The following is a 20,751-nucleotide window of genomic DNA, read 5'->3' as shown; positions in this document are numbered from 1 at the left end:
TGAGTGTGTGATCCGGCAGGCATGCCGAAGTTGCACAAACCTCTGCTGGCACTGCGCGCGTCGCTCGCAGGTCTCGCCCTTGCCGGTGCGACCGCAACCGCTGCTGCGCCTGCCCTCCCGATGGGAATACTCAGCATCCCGCTGGTATCTTTCGTCGATGTCGATGCGCAATGCCCCGCAAACGCTTCGCAGTCAGTGGCTGTAACCGCACCTGAGACGCGAGCGCTGAAGAGCGCTGCAATCCTCGGCGGCGAGATGAGCGCGCTCGATCGCATCCGGCTCCAGCAGTCGGGGGCGAGAGTTACGTCTGCCGCAGTTGCGACGGTCGAGCCCGCACAAGCGATCGCCCCGACCACGACGAGCGCTGCCTGCCTCGGCCAGATCTCCAGCTTTTCGCCCCGATCGCGCGACGCAGCGTTTACCGTACTCGACAACGAGAACTTCCTCGCCTCAACTCGAATCGCGATCCGCAAAACAAGTTTCGACCGTCAATGGCGCCGGGTGAGCAACGAATCCGTCTCCAAGACGCTGCGGCTTGAGTTCGGGCGCGACATCGACGCGTCGGTGGGGACGGTTCAGTCGGTCAATAGCTGGGTCAATCGCGAGATTGCGTTCGTCGACGATCGCAAGCTGTTCGGTCGCGGCGACTATTGGGCGGGCGCGCGCCTCACTCTCGCGCTCGGCAAGGGCGATTGCGAAGATATCGCGCTCACCAAGATGCAGCTCCTTGCTGCCGCCGGTTTCAAACGCAGCGACATGTTTCTTACCATCGCCCGCGACACGGTGCGCAACGCCGATCACGCGCTGCTGGTTGTGCGGATGGGCGATCGCTTCCTTGTGCTGGACAACGCGACCGACACCATTCTCGATGGCGCCTATTCGCACGATTACCTGCCGGTCCTGTCCTTCAGCGGCTCGGACCGCTGGGTGCACGGGCGGAAGATCTGATTTGACTTGAGGCTCAGCGCTCGGTCAGGGCGCGATCGAAGGCTTTCGATACCGGTTTGAGCAAATAGCTCAGCACCGTTCGGCGACCGGTCAGGATTTCGACATCGCAGATCATCCCCGGCACGATGGGTAGCGTCTGGCCCGCGCGCTCGATCGCCGAGCGATCGGTTTCGATGACCACGGTGTAATAGGCCTCGCGCTCGACCTCATCGAAAATGCTGTCTGCGGAGACTTGCTGCACGACTCCGTCGAGGCCGCCATAAATCGAGAAATCGTAGGCCGTTACCTTCACGACCGCGCGGTCGCCCACCTTGATGAAGGCGATGTCGCTGGGAGCCACGCGGGTCTCGACCAGCAGCTTCTCCCCGACCGGAACGATCTGCATGATCTTCTCGCCCGCATTCACGAAGCCGCCTTCCGTAGTAATCTGGACGTCGTTGACGATCCCGTCGGCAGGCGCGCGCAGCTCGTTGCGCTGTTGGCGGGCTTCCGCGCCACGGATCGTTTCCTCGTTCACCGCGATCCGGGTCGTGACCTCGCTGCGCTCGTTGAGCGCCTGTTGGCGAAAATCGAGCCGAGCGGAATTGAGATCGGCCTGCGCCTGGCTGATCGCGGCAGAAGCGCGCCCGGCAGCCTGCTGAGCCGCCGACAGCCGCCCTTGAAGATCGTTGAGCTCCCGCTGGGCCGAAAGCAGTTCGGTGCGCGGGACGATGCCGTCCTTGGCAAGCGGTTCGAGCATCTGCACCTGTTCGCGCGCAAGACGCACGCTGTTGCGCAGCGAATCCACGGTCGCCTCGGCCTCGCGCAGGTCACGCCGCCGCTGCTCGACTGCGGCGCCCAGCGAACGTTCGCGGGCATTGGCAGCAGCGCGCCGGGCCTGCTGGAGCTGCCTTTCCTCGGCGCACAACGTACCTTCCTCGCAACCGAGCGCCCCGCCCGAGGCTTCCTGCTGAAGGCGCTGCGCCCGCACCGAAAGGCGCTGGTTCTCGGTCTGTAGCTGCCCCAGTTCCGACGCCGACTGCGCGTCGTCGAGCCGCACCAGCAGCTGCCCCTTTTTGACCGACTGCCCGCCGCGCACCAGGATTTCCTCGATCACCGCAGGCTCTGCCGGCTGGACCAATTGCGCCTTGCTCGACGGGATAACCTTTCCCATCCCGCGGGTCACACTATCGACCTCGGCAAACGCCGCCCAGAGGATCAACACGGCAAGCCCCGCCGCCGCGATCACGATCAGCCGGCGCGGTGCATCGAGCGATTGCCAAAAGCCAAACCGGCTCATTCGGTTATCTCCGCCTCTTCAGAAAGGCTCTCACCCTGTACGCCGAGCGTCTCTTTGTAGGCGCTAGAGCCCCTCACGGGATCGGGAAGCGATAGTCGCCATTGCTTGGTCGTGTCGATCCGTCCGCCGACATCGGTGGTCGCATGGCGATCGGTCGGATCGGGAGCGACCGTGAGGCCAGGGACCCAGGTATCCTCGGGTCGCGGCTCGATCTCGGGCACATCTTCGACCGTCGCATTGAAGCGCGCCCAATTGATCTGCGGAATGCTCTCGACCTGCTTCCAGCGCGCGGCAAAGGACTGTGGTTCTCCTGCGCGACCGGGGAAACGGTAGAAAATATGCGTGCCAACCACCCGCAGCTTCGAAAGCGTGTAGGCCCATTTCGGGACCACGTAATCGGCATGGTAATGCGTGGCTGTGCCGACTTCGGTCATCTGCTTGCCCGCCAGCGCGTCCTTCGCAACCGAAAGCGATTCATCCCATTGACGCCGGAGCGGTTCCCGCAGCAGTGCGCCGTCGCAGGTGAAGCTGAACTGGCAGACGCGGTCATTCACGCCCTGGTAGACGACCCCGCACACCGAATTGGGATAGGCCGGATGGCGCATGCGATTGAGCACCACCTGCGCGACCGCGCGTTTGCCGTCGCGCGTTTCATTCGCAGCTTCGTAATAGACGGCCTGTGTCAGGCATTTGAGCGCGGTCGAATACTGCGCCGTCCCGCGACCGATCGGAGTGTAGTTCGCGAGGCTTCTGAGCTGCCCCGAAACGAGCGGGATGCGCGAATTGCGGGCCTGAGCTCCGTTGCCGCTCAGCAGAACTTCCTGATCCGCGCCGGTCGACATGTCCTTAAGCGTATTGCTGAGCGCCGGACCCAGCTGTGTCTCGATCGTTTCCTTCGAAACCCGTTCAATCGGCAGACTGGGAGCCGCCGCGAACGCACCCACTGCCGCAAGGCAGCCGAGACGAGCAATCAGGGCGAAAACCGGTTTCACTGCGCCAACCCCTCCAGACTTGCCCCGGCGGACTGGATGACGTCCTTGATGGGGCCATCAGCAGCGACGCGGCCGTTGCTGAAGACGATGATCCGGTCACATAGCGCAAACAGCGCCGGTCGGTGCGTGGCGATCACCAGTGTCTGATTATCGGACAAAGAACCTTTCAATCGTTCCACGAAATGCTTTTCGGTCTGACTGTCCATCGCTCCGGTCGGCTCGTCGAGGAACAGCAATTCGCACGGCGTCACGAGTGCGCGGGCGAGCGAAAGGAAGGAGCGCTGGCCTCCGGAGAGTCGCCGTCCGCCCTCGCCCACCGCGCGCTCGAAACCGCCACTGTCGCGAGCGAGAAACTGGTCTGCCCCGGTTTGCTTCAGCGCTTCGAGGATGCGCTCATCTGTCGCTTCGCGGCGGCCCAGCGCCATGTTGTCGCGGATCGAGCCGGAGAAAATGTCCGCGTCCTGCCCGACGAAGCGTAGCGCGCTGCGCAGCTGATCGGGACGGTGCTGCGCTGCATCGAGTCCGTTGACCAGCACTGCGCCTTCGCTCGGCTCGTAAAGGCCGCAAAGCACGCGCCCGAATGTCGACTTGCCCGAGGCCACACGGCCAACGACCGCGATCCTCTCGCCCGGCTTGATCTCGAGATTGATCCCGTCGAGCGCAGGCTGGCCGCTTTCGGGATAGGAAAAGCGGACGTCCTTGAACGTAATGAGCGGTTTCTGGATCGAAGACGGCGCGAGCGACCCGCCCTTCTGGCGCTCGTCGCTGGCTTCGAACAAGCGCTCGATGCTGCTCAGCATCTCGGTCGCCTGACGCCCGCGGGTCAAGACGAATGCGATCTGGCCCGCCGGAGCGAGCGATCGCGACGCCAGCATCACGATCGCGATGATCGCCCCCATCGAAATCGTGCCCGCAGCGAACAGGTAATAGCCGCCGATGATCAGCGACACGGTCGAAAGCTGCTGGAAGGTCTGCGCAAGGCCGACCGCAACCGAGTTGATGTTGCGCAGCCGCTCCTGCGAGTGCGCGCCTGCATCGGCAAGCCGATGCCAGCGGCCCAGCGTTCCGCCTTCGCCGCCCATGCTTTTTAGAGTTTCGATCCCGGCGAGCGATTCCACCAGCAGGGTCTGCTGGAGACCATAGTCGGCCTGGGCATCCTGCGCCGCTTCGGTCACCTTGCGCTGCAGGATGTATCCCGCGACCATCATCGCCACGATGATCACCAGCGGTATCAGCGCGAGCCACCCCCCGATGATCGCGATCACGCCGACGAACACGAACAGGAACAGCAGATCGATGATCAGGACCACCGTGGTCGAGGCGAAGAAGTCGCGGACGATCGCATATTCGGAAACTCGCGCGGCGAGCGCACCGGTGTGCCCTTGCCGTTCTTGCAAGGGCGTCGCCATGAGGCGGCCGAATATCTTCTGGGAGAGCTTGAGGTCGAGCCGCCGCGAAATCTGGTCGACCACCGCAGTCCTGCTGCGTCGCAACGCGAATTCGAGCGCGAAGACGATGAGGACACCGACTGCGAGGACCCACAGCGTCTCGCCCGCGCGGTTGGGGATCACCCGGTCATAGACGTTCATCGTGAACAGCGGCAACGCAACTGCCAACAGGTTGATCACCAGCGATGCAAGGATGACCGGCCAGAACGAGCGGCGTTCCTTGCGCAATTCAGACCAGAACCAGTGCCCGCGCGCCTTGGCGTGCCACGGGGCCTCTTCCTCGCGCTGAAGATCGGGATTGCTGAACACCGAATAGAGGCGACCGGCATATTCGCCCGACAGATCGCCGTGCGGGACCCACTGGTCTTCGGCAATCTCGGGACGCCACACGAGCAGATCGCCATCGCGCGCTTCAAGCACCAGCACGAAACGCTCGTCCGAGAGCTCGACGAGCGCGGGGTATACGTCGTCACGCACCGGCAGCTTGCCCGGCCGTTTGGCGTCGAAATTGACACCGGCCTGCTCGAGCGCGGCTTCGGCCTGGTGCCATGGCAGCCGCCCGTCCGCCTTCTTCGGCAGTTGGGCGAGCGCCATCGGCGACATCGGCGTGGAGAAGCGGGCGGCAACCTCGGCAACGCACAGCGAGAGGCTGTCTATCGCGATGCCTTCTGTTGGTTCCAGCATTCTGTTCATTTGCCGCCCGTCTCGGCGTCCACCCTATTCGGGATAGACGCGCCGTTGCAATTCGGCCTCTACCGGAGGCCCGTAATCGTACTGCTCGCGCTCGCGCTCGCCAGAGCCGGCACCCGCCGCAACCCCGAGCGAGTCGAGGAAGTTATTGGTAGCAGCAAGGATCTGATACCGCGCGAAGACTTCCGAGAAGCGTGCCGTTTCGAGACGAACCTGGGTGTTAAACCTAGTGTTCTGCGCATCGAGCACATCGAGCAGCGAACGCCGGCCGATGTTGAACTGGCTGCGATAGGACAGCAGCAGATCGTCGGAGACGCTCGATTGACGCTCGAGCGCGGTCACGATCCGGCCCTGCGTATCCAGCGCATTCCACGCCGCCCGCACATCCTCTTCGGCCTCGCGCTGGCGCTGGTGCAGTGCGTAGCGGGCGATCGAAGCCTGACGCACGGTTTCCTGCAAGCGCGCGCGGCGAATACCGCTGTCGAATACGTTCCAGCGGAACACGACGCGCCCCTGCACATCGTTGGTCTCGCCAGCAAAGCCATCGATATCCTCGCCGATGCGGCCCCGAACTTCGAGTCCGATGGTCGGATAGAGATCGCCCTCGGTCTTCTTCACCAGAGCGTTGGCTGCATCGACATCTGCCTGGGCTTCGCGCACCAGCGGATTGCGCACGCGCGCCTGCCCGACAGCCATCTCGAGCGAGCCTGGTACCTGTGCTGCGAGATCGGGCGGCAGGCTCGCACTGTAGAGATCGAGGCCGGTCAGCGAGCGCAGCGAGATCTGCGCATCGACCAGCGAACGTTTCGCTTCTTCCTCGCGCACGATCGCCGCCTGAAGGCGCTCTTCGGCCTGCTGGAGATCGGCCACGCTGATCGATTCCTGCTCGACGCCCTGCGCAAGGTCACCGACCAGCAATTCGTGGAACCGGCGATTGTCGGTTGCCGCCGCCTGCACGCGTTGCTGCAGAAGGACATCGAGATATTGCCGCGATACCTGAAGCGCGATGAACTCGGAGCGTTCGAGCACCCTCAACGAGGCTCCATCGACCCGGGCGGCCTGCCGCAGGACTTCACCGCGACGCCGACCGAAATCGAACATGGTCCATTCGCCGGTGATGCCGGCTTCGAGCGGATAGAGCTCGTTATTGGCGATACCGAGATTGCGGCGTGTGGTGTTTTCGAGACGACGGATGCCTGCCGATGCCTCGAAGTCCACCCGGGGACCGTAAAGCCCCTCGGCCTGCTTGCGCTCGAACTCGATCGCTTCCTTGTTGAATTGCGCCTGCAGGATCTCGGGGTTTGCCCGCATCGCTGCATCGATCGCGGCCTGCATCGAGATCACGTCCTGCGCTTCCTGCGCGTGAGCGACAGGGGCTGCGCTGGCGAGCAATGCACCGGCCAATGCTGGAATTACGAATTTCTTCATTGGTTTTCCCCCCAACTCACTGCCTGACCGTGATTTCGACACGGCGGTTTTGCGGACTGCGTACGCCGTCTGCCGTCGGAACACGCGGATTGCTTTCACCTTCGGCGCTGATGCTCATCTGGCTGCGGTTAATGCCGAGGCTGACCATAAGGTCTGCCACCGCCTGCGCCCGGCGCATCGACAGCGCATCGTTGTAAGCGTCGCTACCGGCGCGGTCGGTGTGCCCGACCACCGTGAAGCTGTTCCAGCCGCAACGCTGTGCGTTTTGAGCCACGAAGCGGATCGTGTCGGCTGCTCCTTCGCCCGGGACCGAGGAATCGAATTCGAAGAACACGATGCCAGGCTGCTGGTCCTGGCAGACCTGCGGTTGGGGAGGCGGTGTTGGCCGGGTCGGTGGAGGCGTGGCCGGCCGCTCGGTCACAACCTGCATCCGCTGATAGGCGTAATCGCACTTCGAGATGCTGGTCTCGTCACGCGTGCTCGATTTGAGATAGCCGAGCGCGATCGCGCACTGCACCTTTGCCTCCGACGCCCACAAGTAGCGAGTGTCGTTGGCGGCAATAATGGCGTTGTCGCGGGTCAATCCGAGTGCGGCATCATATCTCATCTGGATGGCCCCGCGCAGCGTGTCGGTATCGCTGGTGGCAAGATCCTGGCTGAGGTCCTGCGCCGCTAGCGAAGCAGGTGTCGCCATTCCAATTATGGTTAACGCGCTGATCAACGTAGTTTTCATGTGCATGGTCCCCCCCAAGGGCTTTCAATCCAGATTAGGCCGAAACAGTGCTCGCCGCAGCTTCATCCGCGTGCGAGTCCATCAATGCCAGCGGTTCGACGGATCCAATCGAACCTTCGAGCGACTGGCTGAGCAGGTCTTCGACAGACGTGTCGGAATGACTCATCAGGTAACCGGCACCGTCTGAAGGGTCGGTAAGCCCTTCGATCATCTGCTCAAGCGCGATCTCGACAGCGATATCGGAAATTACATCGCCTGCGGTCTCGCCCAGCCCATCGATCGCCGCTGCGTTGGCAGCAAGGCCGGCAAGTGCATCCGCACCCGGCTCGATCGCCAGCAGCGCTTCCATAGCCTGATCAACGCCTGCGGCCGCCGGGTTGGTGAAGAACGCCGACTGGTCGACGCTGTCGAAGCCGCTCGCGCCGTCTTGATACAACTCGATCGTATCGGGTTCGGCTTGCACGCCGAGCATCATCTCGGGTGCCGAAGCCAGCGCGCTTTCGCCTCCAATTCCGGCCATCTCGACGATGTCGCCGCCCGCGTCGAAACCTTCGAAATGATCGAGGATCGAGATGCTGTCTCCTGCTTCAATTCCGGTGAACCTTGGAGCGAGGAAATCGCTGTCGATCACCATCAAGTCATAGGATGCCGATGCATGCTGGGTCATCGTCGCAGTGCTGTCAGCGCCGAGCGAATAATCCATCAGAACCGCGCCCGAGATTGCAGCGACCAGAGCCATTTCGGAAGTGCGCAAATCGTTTTGCAGCAGATTCAGGCCGTTGAGGTTGCTGCCGCTGCCTGGGCCGGAATTGCTGCCCACGTTCTGGTCGACCGGATCGTCAAGCAGCAGCATCGAATTCGATAGATGCTGCGTGCTTGCGGAACTGGTCGCAGCGACGCTCGACGAAGACGCTGCCGGATTAAGCGTGATGTCGAGATCGTCCGAACCGACGACGTCTCCGTCGTTGTCAGTCACCGAGATGGGTACCGAAAATGACACCGGATCGTTGGTGATTGCGGTCGCACCGAAATCGCCGATCTGGAACGTGCCGCCCGACTCGTAGGTGTATTCCACACTGTTGAAGCCATCGGCAGTGAAGATGCCGATCACCGTGCCCGCCAGCGACGAGCCCGATGCACCAGCGATGCCATCGACCGAGACCGAACCGTCGCCATTGAGTGTCACGGTAAAGGTCTGGCCATTCACGATGTAGTCCGTCGGCGTGGACGTCGGAATGATGACGCTGCCGTGCGGAACACCGAGATAAGAGATGGTCATTCCGGTAATCGTATCGATCACGCCATCACCGACGATCGTGTTTCCATCCGGATCGTCGAAGGCGGTAATGCGGACCTGCGACCCACTGGACGACTTGAACAGGGCAGTCGCGCCGTTGACGGTGTAGTGCCCGTCGAAGACATGGTCGCGATTGGATGCAGCGGCGTAGTTCTGCCCACCAACGGTGTCAGCCGGATTACCACGTAGGTCGGTTACGAAATCGACCCGGAATGTTTCCGTATTGCCGACCGATGCGCCGCCACCAATGCCGCCGATATTGGCAGTACTGTTTACGGCGCTGGCATTGCCCCCGTTGATTGCCGGAGTGAGCAAGAGGTCGGGGCTATCATTATCGACCGGCGTGCCCCCCAGCGTTTCGCCAACCGGCACGAACCCTGTCCAGGAGTTGAAGCCGCCGACGAAATTGTATCCGCCGTCATTAAAATCGATCGTCGAGGTCGCATCGATCGTCTGGACCAGGTCCAGCACATACTGGTCGGGCGAAGTGTCCGGATCCAGCGTAATCGTGAAGACGGTGTCGGTCGTGCCTGCCTTGACCGCTGTCAGCACCGTTCCGTCCGTCGATATCGAGTATTCGAGCGGCGCCAGGCCTGAGGTGAGGTTCTGGGCTTCCAGTGCCGTTATCGTGTCGGCGGTGAAGATCACCTTGCCGCCATCGCCGCCGAAGTTGTTGTCGACATCAAAATCGGAGTCGAGGAATGCCGTCCCGCTGCCACCCGCATTGTTGGTAGTCGTCAGGTCCGCAGCAACGACCGCAACCGGACTGTCGTCTTCCAGACCAACCGCAATGGCCGAAACCTTGGTCGTGGTTGTCGTGCCATCGCTGACATTCACATCCACTGTGAAGACTTCGATATCCTCGACACCGGGATCGGTGTGGAAGATCGGCAATGACAGGGTGACGTCGAAGTCGCCATTGTCGTCGATCACCAACGTGACTGCGGTATCCGCGCCGCCGTTGATCGTACCCGTCAGGGTCTTGCCATCGGGGCTGAGCGACCATGTGATGGGCGCTCCCGTCGGACTTCCATCGGCAACCGCAAGCGATTGCGTCGGCGTGCCGAGCGTTACGGTAAAGGTGGTGTCATCGACATCTGTAATCGAAATCGAGCCGCTCGCCGTGGCCAGGTCTGTGGTGTCGACGGTTCCTGCTGTATCGGGCAGCCCGCCCGGCAAGCCTTCGTCGGAAACGGATACCGAGTCCACTCCGACTAAAGGCGCATCGTTGGTGCCGAAAATGCTGATTGTCAGCGTCGAATCATCCGTCGCGTCGCCATCGGTAACGGTGTACGCGAACTGGTCTGTCAGCGGCGCGTCGCCCTCATCGAGCGCTTGGACTGCGGCATAGGCAGTCGGGTTTTGCGCCTCTGAGTAGAGCTCATAGCTGTAATTGCCGTCCGAACTGAGCGTCAGGATACCGTAAGTGCCGTTGTAAATGCCGAGATTTGACACAATCAGCTGCTCGACATCGACATCGGTGTCAGCATTGTCCGCAAAGGTGCCGCTTGGGGCGCCGGGGTGAGGCACATCGGCCAGTACATTGCCAGTAATGGCGGACGCGGCATCCTCGATCGTCCAGTTGGTGTCCGCAACTGCCACCGGAGCGTCGTTCGCACCGTCGATGGTGATCGTCAGCGTAGCCTGCGACGGGTCACCATCGGCATCGATAATGGTGTAGGTGAAAGTGTCGAATTCGAACTCGCCGTCGTCCAGTTCTTGCATCGCTGCAGTGTTGAGATTGTAGATATAGCTGCCGTCACCGTTGAGCGTCAGCGTGCCCCACTCCCCATTGGTTACGCCGCCGACCGTCCCCGGTCCGCCGAATCCAGAGATTGACGTGATGGCCGGATTCCCCGGACCGTCGCCGCCAAATCCATCGGCGGTTCCGTCGGTCAGAATATTGCCACCGACCGAAGCAGTGTCTTCGCTCAGTGAGTTGGTGTCGTTGCTCGCCACCGGGCTGTCGTCATCAACGGTAACCCGAACCAGCCCGGCAGGGGCGATCGTATCACCATCGGCATCGGTGGCACGGATGATGCTTTGGAAATCGATCCGGATGTCCGGCACGTTTTCACCACCACCCGGAGCGTGATCGAGCGGAGCAAGAAGCTCGAATTCCCAAGCGCCAGTCGTTGCATTGAGCGTGAAGGTGAACACGGTAGCCCCGCCAGCCGAAGCAGTTAGCGTATTGCCAGCAACTGCGTAGGTGACGGCCACCCCTCCCGAGGACAACGCCAGAAGTCCACTCGTGTCGCTGTCCAGCGAATAGGTCAGCGGCGCATCGGCGCCTGCCGAGAATATGCCTGAGACCGATCCGGTTGCAACGGTGTCTTCGCCCGGCGCATCGTTTACGCCGCCTGCAATACCACCCGGCAGACCATCCTCATCGACGCGGCCCTGGGAATTGACGGCGAGCGCCACCGGCGTGTCGTCGTCCACCGTGATCGTCAGCGAAGTGGGCGCGCTATCCCCGTCGCCATCGGTCAACGTGGCTTGGAGCGTGAATGTGACCTCGTTTTCTTCATTCGCCACATCATCTTCGTGGAGAATGTTGGCAAGCTGGGTGATGGCATAGCCGCCGGTGAGGCCATTGAGCGCCACTTCGACCACAGGAACCCAATTGCCGGTGCCCTGCTCCTGCTCGATGATCACGCCATCGCTGCCCGGATCGGCCACGAGGCGGAAACCGCTCGGCAGCGTGCTGCCGAGGTCGAAGGCGACCGAGCCGCCATCATTGCCGAAGCCTTCGGTCGGATCGACCAGCGTACCGGTTAGGTTCGAGGTGTCGGGATCCTGATCGTCGGGTCCGTCAGGATTGCCGCCCAGCGCATCGTCATCAAGCGTCGCGATGAGCGTCGGTTCACCGGTGGGAATGTCGTCGGTGAAGAACAGATCACCACCGATATCGAGGCTCGCAGCAGCAGTATCGCCGTCGTTGTCGGTAATCGTGGCTACCAACTGGATCAGGTTGTCAGCGGCGAGCGTCGCAGTCGAACCATCACTGTTGACGCTGAGCGCGTGGTCGATGGGTTGCTGCTGATCAAGCGTGACGTTGCCGTTGTTGTCGGTCGATACGACGAACGCGATCGGGCCCGTGCCCTGCGCCGCATTGGCGTCCACGCCGATCCGGCCCAAGACCGCCCCGCTTTCCAGGAACAGGAATACCTGGAGTCCTGTCGCGGTCTCATACAGGCCGGAAGCAGTGCCATCGACCACGGCGAGTTCGTAATCGGTACTCTGCGTACCGTCTTCACCGCCATCGAAAGTGAAATTGTCGGCAAAGTTCTGCGTGTCGTCGGTGCCGAAATCGGTATCGCTCACCGTCAGGGTCTCGTTCAGCCCCGAAAGCGCGACCGAAGGCCCATCGTCGAAGAAGGTCAGCGCCTGACCGATCGGGATCGTCGCGGAATCGCTGTCGCCATCGCCATCGACGATCGTGACGGTAGCCGAGAGCTTGCCCGCGAGATCGAGCGTATCGTTGTGCTCGCCTGCGCTGTCGTCACCATCGATCAGGTGCTCGAGCGCGACATTCTGCGTGAGCGTCACGGTGCCGTCCGGATTGATCGCAACCGTGAAAGCGGTCTGATCGCCGCTGCCATCGTTGTAGATGCCCGAAACGGTAACCGGACCGGTCTGCACAAGCGTGATCGGGTAGTCGCCCACAGCCGTCGCGAGGCCCGAATTGGCATCGTCGATTACCAGTACGAAGCCTGTGCCGTTTTCTCCATCTTCACCATAATCGGCCGTGAAGCTGATGATCGAGGCTGCTGACGTATCGCTCGTCGGCAGGCCGTCGGTCTCGTCGACATCGACCGAGCTGCCGAGACCAACATTGCTCAGCGCCGGTCCGTCGTCGAGGAAGGTGATGGCGCCGGAGATATTTGCCGTAGCCGTGTCGGTGTCGCCGTCGCTGTCGGTGATCGTCGCGCTGAGCGTGATCAGGTTGGCCGCAGCGAGGTTGACCGGCTCGTTGTCGCTGTTGGTGTTCGGGTGCTCGACCGCGCGCAGCTGGTCGAGCGTCACGGTGCCACTGGCATCGACCGAGACGGTGAACACCAGTTCGTTGGAGCCGGACGTGCGACCTTCGACGACAGTGCCGTTCATCGACAGGACCACGTCTTCGCCGGTTGCGGTGTCGACGAGGCCCGTCGCTCCGGCATTCACGCCAAGCGTGTAGCCGCCCACGGTCCCGGGATTGTCGGCATTCGCGTCCGAAGTGAACAGAGCGGAGAAATCCGCGGTTGCATCGGTCGCAAGATCGGTTTCATCGACCAGCAGGGCGTCGGCCGCGGGGTCGCTCGCGCTGATTGAGGGCAAGTCGTCCGAAACCCCCACGCTGACGGTCGCGGTCGCGGTGTCACCGTCGATATCCTCGGCAATCACATCGACATCGCCGAGAGCGACGAGGTCGTCGACATCGATAGTCGGATGATCGTCGTAATTGTCGTTGAGTGTGGCAGTGACGGTTGCCACGGTGTTGGTAACCGAAAGATCAAGGGTAACGACAAGGCGTCCGCCGTCTTCACCGATGATCTGTACGTCACTGACACGGGTCCATGTCAGACCGCCGCCCAAGCCGCTCACATCGCCGAACACGATGGAAGCGATGTCGTCCGAACCCGGGGTGAAGACGATGCTATCGCTGTCGGTGGTCACGCCCGGCGTCGAGCCGTCCGCGAGGTTCTGGTCGTCGACAGTAAGCGAAATGTCCGGGCCCGCCGCCGGGTCCTGACCATCGGTGATCAGGATCGGCTGGGTCGCCGTGTCGAAATCGCCGTCGGTGTCGGTCAGTGTGTAGCTGAACGAGGCATCGATATCGCCCGTGCTCTGATCCTGGTTCGGGTTCGGATCGAAAGTCCAGTTCCCGTCCATGTCGATCGTGTAGGTGCCCTTGATGGTAATGACCGTCGCATCGGAGCCATCCTGCGGCACAGCTGTTTCGTTGCCGTCGATGGTGATCGCAGTCACCGTCGCGCCATCGGCACCTTCGGTGTCGTTGGCCATGACGTTGCCGCTGAGTTCGGCGGCCGCGCTGGCGTCTTCGGCGATCGACTGCGACGCTTCATCGCGGGCAGTCGGTATGTCGTCGATGATGCTGACGTCGATCGAGCCATCGCCGATCAGGTTGCCGTTCGTATCGCGCACTTCATAGGTGAAGCTTTCCGCACCGTTGACGGTATTCGTGCCATTCTCGTCGACCGTATCGGTGAACGGCGTGTCGAGCGTGTAGGTATATGCACCGGTCTGCGTGTTGAGCACGATCGTGCCATAGGTGCCGTCGATCTGGACCTCGTTCGGCCCGGGACCGGCGACGCTGCCATCCAGCGAATAGACGAGCGTGCCCGTAGCGTTGAGGACCGTGATTTGGCCGTCGGCGTCGATCTGGCTGCCGTCGAGCGGAGAGCTGCCATCGGCCAGCCCCGCTTCGTTGACGATCACATCGTTATCGGACACCTCGCCCGGCGCATTGGTAACGCTGATTGTCAGCGTCGCGGTCGACTTGTCACCGTCGCCATCGACGATCGTATAGGTAAATACGTCGTCAACATCGACATTGGTCGAGTTCGCGTTCGAGACATAGCTGTATTCGCCAGTCGTCGCGTCGAGTGTAAGCGTGCCAAGCGAAGTGGTGAGAACCAGGTTGCCCGAACCATCGACGGTCGATTGGGTCAGGGTGTCGTTCACGCTCGCGATTTCGACGACTGCGCCATCGACGCCGAAGCCGTCGGCACCGGCGATGTCGTCGGCCAGCACATTGCCGCTGGTCGAAGCGCCTTCGTCGACGTCGTTCGAGTTATCTGTCGCAACCGCGCTGTCATCGTCGATATCGATGGCGAGCTGCGTGGAAACGGTATCCCCGTCACCGTCGGTCGCGACGATGTCGAAGGTGAGGATGATGTTGTCCTCATAACCGATTTCCGGTCCGTCATTGGCGCCATCGGCGTCGTTCGACGGATGATCGAGCGGCTTCAGGACGTTCACGGCAACCGTACCGGTGCCGAGATCGAATACGAGCGTCAGGACCGGATCGTTGATGTCGGTGGTGTAGCCCGTCATCGTGTTGGTCGATGCGTCCCAGCTGAACAGGACGGGGTCGCCGCCCGAGGTCAGCGCGATCGCGCCGATAGCGGGATCGGAGGTGGTCGCGCTTTCGAGCGAGACGGTGAGTTCGTCCGCAGCCGGACCGTCCGCGTTGAAATCGACGTCGAAGAAGAACGTCGTCGCCAGCGCACCGGCATCGTCGCCGGGCGCGCTGTCACCGGCGCCTCCGATGAGGTCGTCTTCGTCCTTGCTTACGCTCACGACGTTGTCACCAAACTCGGGACCATCGTCTTCAAACGTGAAAGAGCTGCCGATATCGATGCTGGCGCTGTCGGTATCGTCGTCGCCGTCGGTCACCGTCGCGGTGATGCTGATGAGATCGGCAGCCATGGTTGCCGCGCTGGCACCGGATTCGACCGGATCTGCCGGGTCGTCATGCTCGATCGCACGCAGCTGGGTCTGGCTGATCTCGCCGGTCGCCGTGTCGAGCGCCAGCGTGAAGGCGATATCGCCCGAAGTTTCGAGATAGCCTTCGATCGTGTCGCCGTTGAGACGCAGCAGGATGTTCTCGCCGGTCAACGTGTCGTTGAGACCGGAGTCGGTCCCGTCGCCGCCATTGATGTCGAGCGAATAGGCGGTTGCGTCGGTCGCGGCAGCGCCATCGGCTCCGAAGTCCGTGGTGAAGAGGCCTGCAAAGCTGTCGGTCGCGCTATCGCTGCCGTTGGTCTCGACATCCGTGTCGTCGGTCGCGAGGACCGGCGCGTTCTCGCCATTGGGGGCGACATCGGGAATGTCGTCGACGATTTCGATGTCGAGGCTCGCGGTGTCGGTCGAACCGTCGGTGTCGGTGGCGATCACCTCAAAGCTATCGGTGAAGCTGTCCTCGCCCGACAGATTATGATCGAGCGAATTGTCGTCGAGCGTGTAGCTGTAATCGATTGTCGCGCTGACAACGTCGCCATCGCCATCGGTCACCGGTGTGACCCCCGTGATCGTCAGAATGCCATAGACCGGATCGTCGATCGTAACCGGATAAACGGTGACGGCACCGGCATCGAAAACAAGGATGCCGCCGACCGTGAGCGTGCTAAGTCCGTCGGGGCTGTCGACCGTGAAGCTGCCGGTCTTGGTCAGTTGCGACGCATCGGGCGAGCTGCCATCGGGCAGATCGTCTTCGTCGAACACCAGCTCGGGAGCTTGCAGGTCCAGCCCGTTGATCACGACGATGTCGTCGTCGCCGTTGATGGTGATCGTAAGCGTGGCGGTCGAGGTGTCACCATCGCCGTCGGTGATGGTGTAGGTGAAGACCTCGGTCAGGCTTTCGGTGCTATCGAGGCCCTGGACGAACTCGTTCGCGTTATCGAGCGTGTATTCATAGCTGCCATCGGCATTGATGGTGAGCGAGCCATAGGCACCGGATACACCGGTGGCTACGTCGCCTGCCACATCGCCCAGTGCCTGGCCGAATGCGACTCCCGTTACGGTCGCTTGATCGGCACCGTCGATGTCCGCGACGCCGTCTGTCGCGTTGGCATCGCTACCACCCGAGCCGGTGAGCACATTGCCGTCAGCGACGAGCGGCCCGTCCTCGGTCACGCTGTCGATATCGGCGGCGGCGGTCGCCACATCGTCAACAACTTGCACGGTGAGAGTGCCGGTGTCTTCCGAGCCATCCGTATCGGTCGCGACGATATCGAACAGGTCGAACACCGAATCCTCGCCCGAAAGCGAGTGATCGAGCGTGTTGTCGGTCAGCTCGTATTCGTAATCGATCGCCAGCGACACCGTATCGCCCGCGGGATCGAGCGTCGGGGTTGCCGAGATGATGGTGAGCGTGCCGTAGTCGCCGGTAATCGTGACCGGGTAGGTAACGCCGCTGCCGAAGATCGCGATACCGCCTACAGTCAGCGTTTCGAGCCCGTCGGGGCTGTCGACGCTGAAGGAGTTGCTTTGGGTCAGCGCGCCGGCATCGGGCGAGCTACCGTCCGCCAGATCGTCCTCGTCGACAGTGACATCGGGGCCTTGCACTGCGAGGCCGTTGATCGTCACGTCGTCATCATCGCCGTCGATCGTGATGGTGACTGTGGTCGTCGACGTATCGCCGTCGCCATCGGTGATGGTATAGGTGAAGACTTCGCTCAGGCTCTCGGTGGAATCGAGGCCCTGTACGACCGCGTTCTGATTGTCGAGAACGTACTGATAGCTGCCATCGGCGTTGATCGTGATCGCGCCATAAGTCCCGGCCACACCGGTTCCGACATCGCCCGCCACATCGCCGGGAGCGATCCCGAACGCGACGCCGGTAACGGTGGCTCCGTCGGCGCCTTCGGTATCGGCCACGCCGTCCGTCGCATTGACATCGGTGCCGCCTGAGCCGGTCAGCACATTGCCGTCGGCTACCAGCGGACCATCTTCGGTAACGGAGTCCGAGTCTTCGACCGCAGTCGGCTCGTCGTCGACGATCGCGATTTCGAGCGTGTCTTCGTTGAAATCGTCGTCCTGGTCCTCGACCCGGACGACGAAGCTGTCCGAGGTGTTGTCGCCGGACGTGTTGGTGGTGAGCGTGTAGCTGTAGCTGATCGAACCTGCGTTGATCGCGGTGATCTCCAGCGTGCCGTAAGTGCCCGTGAAGGTCTGGCCGACAGTCGTCACTTCGGTGCCGTCGATGAACACGGTCGCCGGACCGTCCTCGGCCGTGAAGTTGAAGGTGCCGAGCGTGGTTTCGCTGTCAGAAGCGGCGTCCGAGCCCGCGGGAGGACCGTCCAATCCGGCTTCGTCGACGATCGTGCCGTCCTCGCCTGCGACCGGAAGGTCGAGCGTCGTTTCACCATCGCCAATGGTGATCACGAGGCTGGCGGTCGCGGTGTCACCGTCATTATCGGTTATCGTGTAGGTGAACGCATCGGTCACGCCGCCCGGCGTGCCCGGATCGCGAGTGTAGCTGTAGGTGCCATCGGCGGCGATGGTCAGCTTGCCATAGAGACCCTGGACTTCGATGCCTGGCGTGCCCGGCTGGCTCTGCGCTCCCGAATACGATGTAACTTCGGCCCCATCCGCTCCCTGCGCGTCATTGGAGAGAACGTTGCCGCCAACAGGGCCGTATTCGCCTGCGGCAAGACCGTCGGCATCGTCGCTTGCGGTCGGTGCGTCGTCGTCGAAAACGATCCCGAGATTGGTGAACGTCGTATCGCCATCCGAGTCCGCCACCACGAAATCGATCGAGACGAACGCCTCGTTTTCTTCGCCACCCGGTGAATGAAGGACGTTATCGAGCAGCGTGACGGTGTATGCCCCGGTCGCGGTATCGGTGATCTCGACCGTGAACAGGTCGGTCCCGTCGCGGTCACCACCGGTAACGGTCGCAGTCAGGGTGTTGCCGCTGATCGAGTATGTGACGGTTTCAACCCCGACCGTCGCGGTCGCGCTGCTAAGCGCCGGATCGAACGAGATCGTCGCCGGGCTGTCGTTGAAGACATCGAACGGCAGGGTGCCGGTGAAGCTTGCCTCGCTGGTGTCGGCAGGATCGTCGTCGGCGTTGGCATCGAGATCGCCGGTGGTCGAGGCAGGGTTTCCGCCAGCCAAACCGTCATCGTCGACCGTTGCTACGGTTTCGCCGCCTTCTGGCTCGGAATCCGGGCGCAATTCGAGTGTCGCTGTTGCTATCGAGACGTCGCCATCACCGTCGGTGATGCTGTAATCGAACGTAACCGTGCCTTCCTCGCCAGGCCCCGGGGTGTAGTTGAAAGTGCCGTCGCCGTTGTTGACGAGCGTTCCAGTGCCGCTCAGGCTGCCTGCAACCAGCGCCACCGTAGCCGGGTCGACATCGTCCGCACCCGGCGTATCGTTCGAGAGGACATCGATGGTGATCGGTGCGTTTTCTTCGACCTGGCCTTCGTTATCGTCTTCAGCAGCAGGTTCATCATCGATGATCGAGATGACAAGCGTATCTTCCGCCGTGTCGCCATCAAGATCGGTCACCGTGATATCGATATCGACCGTGGTGTCGTCGCCCGATGTGTTGTCACCGAGCGTGTATTCGTAGGTGATCGTGCCATCGCCGGTTAGCGGATCGTAAGTGTAGCCTGTGACGACAAAGGTGCCGGTGTCGTCGCTGAAAATGGTCTGGGGCAGGCTGCCCGGAGTGATCGCAACGCCATTCAGCGTGACGCTTTCGACACCATCGGGCGAATTGAAGCTGATCGTCGCGCCCGTAGACTCTGTGGGATCGCTGTCGTTGTCGGGATTGCCGTCGGCCCCCTCGCTCGATCCGACAGGCTCGTCGCCGCGCGGCGGCAGCGCGCCTTCATTGACTTCGGTCCCGTCACCGACGCGAGGCACGTCGGTGATCGTGTCCGGTGCGTCGCCGATCTGGATTGTCAGTATTGCGGTGGAGGTTGTGCCGTCCTGGTCGACGATCGTGTACTCGAAGGACTCCTCGACACCGCCCGGGGTGTTGCCGTCACGAGTATATGTATAGGTGCCGTCGGCATTGAGCGTGAGGGTGCCGTATTCGCCCTGCAACGTGTCGCCGGGCTCTGCCGAGCCGCTTTCGTTACCGAAGCCGGTGACGGTGCCGTCCGTCGGGAAGTCGTCAGCACCGGATTCGTCGTTGGCAAGTACATCGCCGGTGATCGGGGCATGGGTGCCCGCCGGGACGATACCGATGTCGTCCGCCGCAATCGGCCCGTCGTCGACAATGATGATGCTCAGCGAAGCGGTCGCCTGGTCCCCATCGACATCGATCACCGTCACTTCGAAAAAGCCGTCGACTTCCTCGCCCAGCGTGTTGTCTTCAAGCGTGTAGCTGAAGCCCACCTCTCCGGCCGCCAGATCGATGCTGGTGATCGTCAGCGTACCCAAAGGCGAGGTGAAAGTCTGGCCGACGGTCGTGACTTCGACGCCATTGATCAGAATCGCAGAAAGACCGTCATCGGCCACGAAGACGATCGTTCCGTTGGTTGTTTCGCTATCGGTTTCCTCGCGAGTTCCGGGCGGTTCGAGGGGGCCTCCCTCGCCGCCTTCACCGCGTGCCGGCAGACCGTCTTCGTCGACCGTTGCGACAGCGTTTTCGACACCGGCGGGATTGTCCGGCGTCTGGATGACGACTTCCGGCTCCTCGTCTGGAACGGCCGGAATGATCTCTTCTTCGCGATCCTCCGGAAACCCGAAGTCGGTGAACGGCAGAAGGTCGCCGATGTCGAAGGCGGCTTGGATCGCGCCTTCATCGTCGGCGAAGTTGCCGCCGGAGCTCTGCGTGGTTCCGGCCTCGGGCTCAGGCTCGTTACCGGTCAGCAACTGGGCGACGGTCTGGGGAGGGATGCTCGCACCGTTCGCGATAATCTGAGGTACGAAAATCGCACCCTCGGGGACTACTATCCGCGAGCCATCATCGAGCGTGATGACAAGATCGCGCCCATTGGCGGACACCTCGGCGATCGTACGACCCGGTGGAAGGGTCACGACATCCTGCTGCGCCGGAAGCGTAGTCTCTACGGCCTCCTGGTCTGCTGCAATGTCGTCGAGATCGGTGTCCTGGACTCGCTCCAGGTTGGCTTCGTCTTCAAGCTTCATTGTCTTGCCGCCCATCCCAGTCGGTTAATTCCGACACTAAGCCGCAAGCACAGATCCGAGCCTTGCGCGACTGCGCAAATGCATATGCTTACGGCCCGATTTATTCCTCGCGAAGGCGACTCGGCAACTGCTTCTGTCGGACGCCCTTTTGTTATCGAATGATCAGAACAGGAATCTGTTTTGGTTACAAGCTTGTTTACCAAATCCTGGGTGAGCACATAACAATCTGATTTACATACATAAACGCGGAACGCCGCGACGAACTTGAGCCGGATCAAATTCCCGAACTGCGGCTCTGACCGATTTTGGGACAATTCGCG

Annotated in this window: 7 protein-coding genes; 1 reads left to right on the top strand and 6 read right to left on the bottom strand. The window is 62.0% G+C overall.

Annotated elements, in window-relative coordinates; genetic code table 11:
• Positions 1–21 precede the first annotated feature (21 nt).
• A complete protein-coding gene (locus tag ACI5KX_RS05850) occupies positions 22–948 on the top strand; it encodes a transglutaminase-like cysteine peptidase (protein ID WP_406809740.1) in 927 nt (308 codons plus the stop codon).
• 13 nt (positions 949–961) lie between these two features.
• Here ACI5KX_RS05850 and ACI5KX_RS05845 read toward each other — a convergent pair whose 3' ends face one another.
• The 6 genes from ACI5KX_RS05845 to ACI5KX_RS05820 form a co-directional block, all read right to left on the bottom strand.
• Positions 962–2,227: an HlyD family type I secretion periplasmic adaptor subunit gene (locus ACI5KX_RS05845; RefSeq protein ID WP_406809739.1), complete on the bottom strand. Its 1,266-nt coding sequence runs from the start codon at positions 2,225–2,227 to the stop codon at positions 962–964.
• The gene (locus ACI5KX_RS05840) at positions 2,224–3,219 is read right to left on the bottom strand and encodes a cell wall hydrolase (RefSeq protein ID WP_406809738.1); all 996 of its coding nucleotides are present in this window, start codon (positions 3,217–3,219) and stop codon (positions 2,224–2,226) included. The genes ACI5KX_RS05845 and ACI5KX_RS05840 overlap by 4 nt, the downstream gene beginning before the upstream one ends.
• Entirely contained in the window at positions 3,216–5,351 is a 2,136-nt protein-coding gene (locus tag ACI5KX_RS05835) for a type I secretion system permease/ATPase (protein WP_406809737.1), read from the bottom strand. Before ACI5KX_RS05835 ends, ACI5KX_RS05840 begins: the two co-directional genes overlap by 4 nt.
• Positions 5,352–5,384: 33 nt before the next feature.
• A complete protein-coding gene (locus ACI5KX_RS05830; RefSeq protein WP_406809736.1) occupies positions 5,385–6,785 on the bottom strand; it encodes a TolC family protein in 1,401 nt (466 codons plus the stop codon).
• A gap of 16 nt (positions 6,786–6,801) precedes the next feature.
• Positions 6,802–7,479, bottom strand: a complete 678-nt coding sequence (locus ACI5KX_RS05825) for an OmpA family protein (protein WP_406809735.1) — start codon at positions 7,477–7,479, stop codon at positions 6,802–6,804.
• Positions 7,480–7,552: 73 nt separating this feature from the next.
• On the bottom strand, positions 7,553–20,446 hold the full coding sequence (locus ACI5KX_RS05820; protein WP_406809734.1) for a DUF5801 repeats-in-toxin domain-containing protein: 12,894 nt from the start codon (positions 20,444–20,446) through the stop codon (positions 7,553–7,555).
• Between the last annotated feature and the right edge of the window lie 305 nt (positions 20,447–20,751).

Source organism: Erythrobacter sp. GH1-10 (assembly GCF_045363165.1).
GTDB lineage: Bacteria > Pseudomonadota > Alphaproteobacteria > Sphingomonadales > Sphingomonadaceae > Erythrobacter.
Note: the sequence above shows the minus strand (reverse complement) of the source record. Positions and strands in the feature narration are given on the sequence as shown.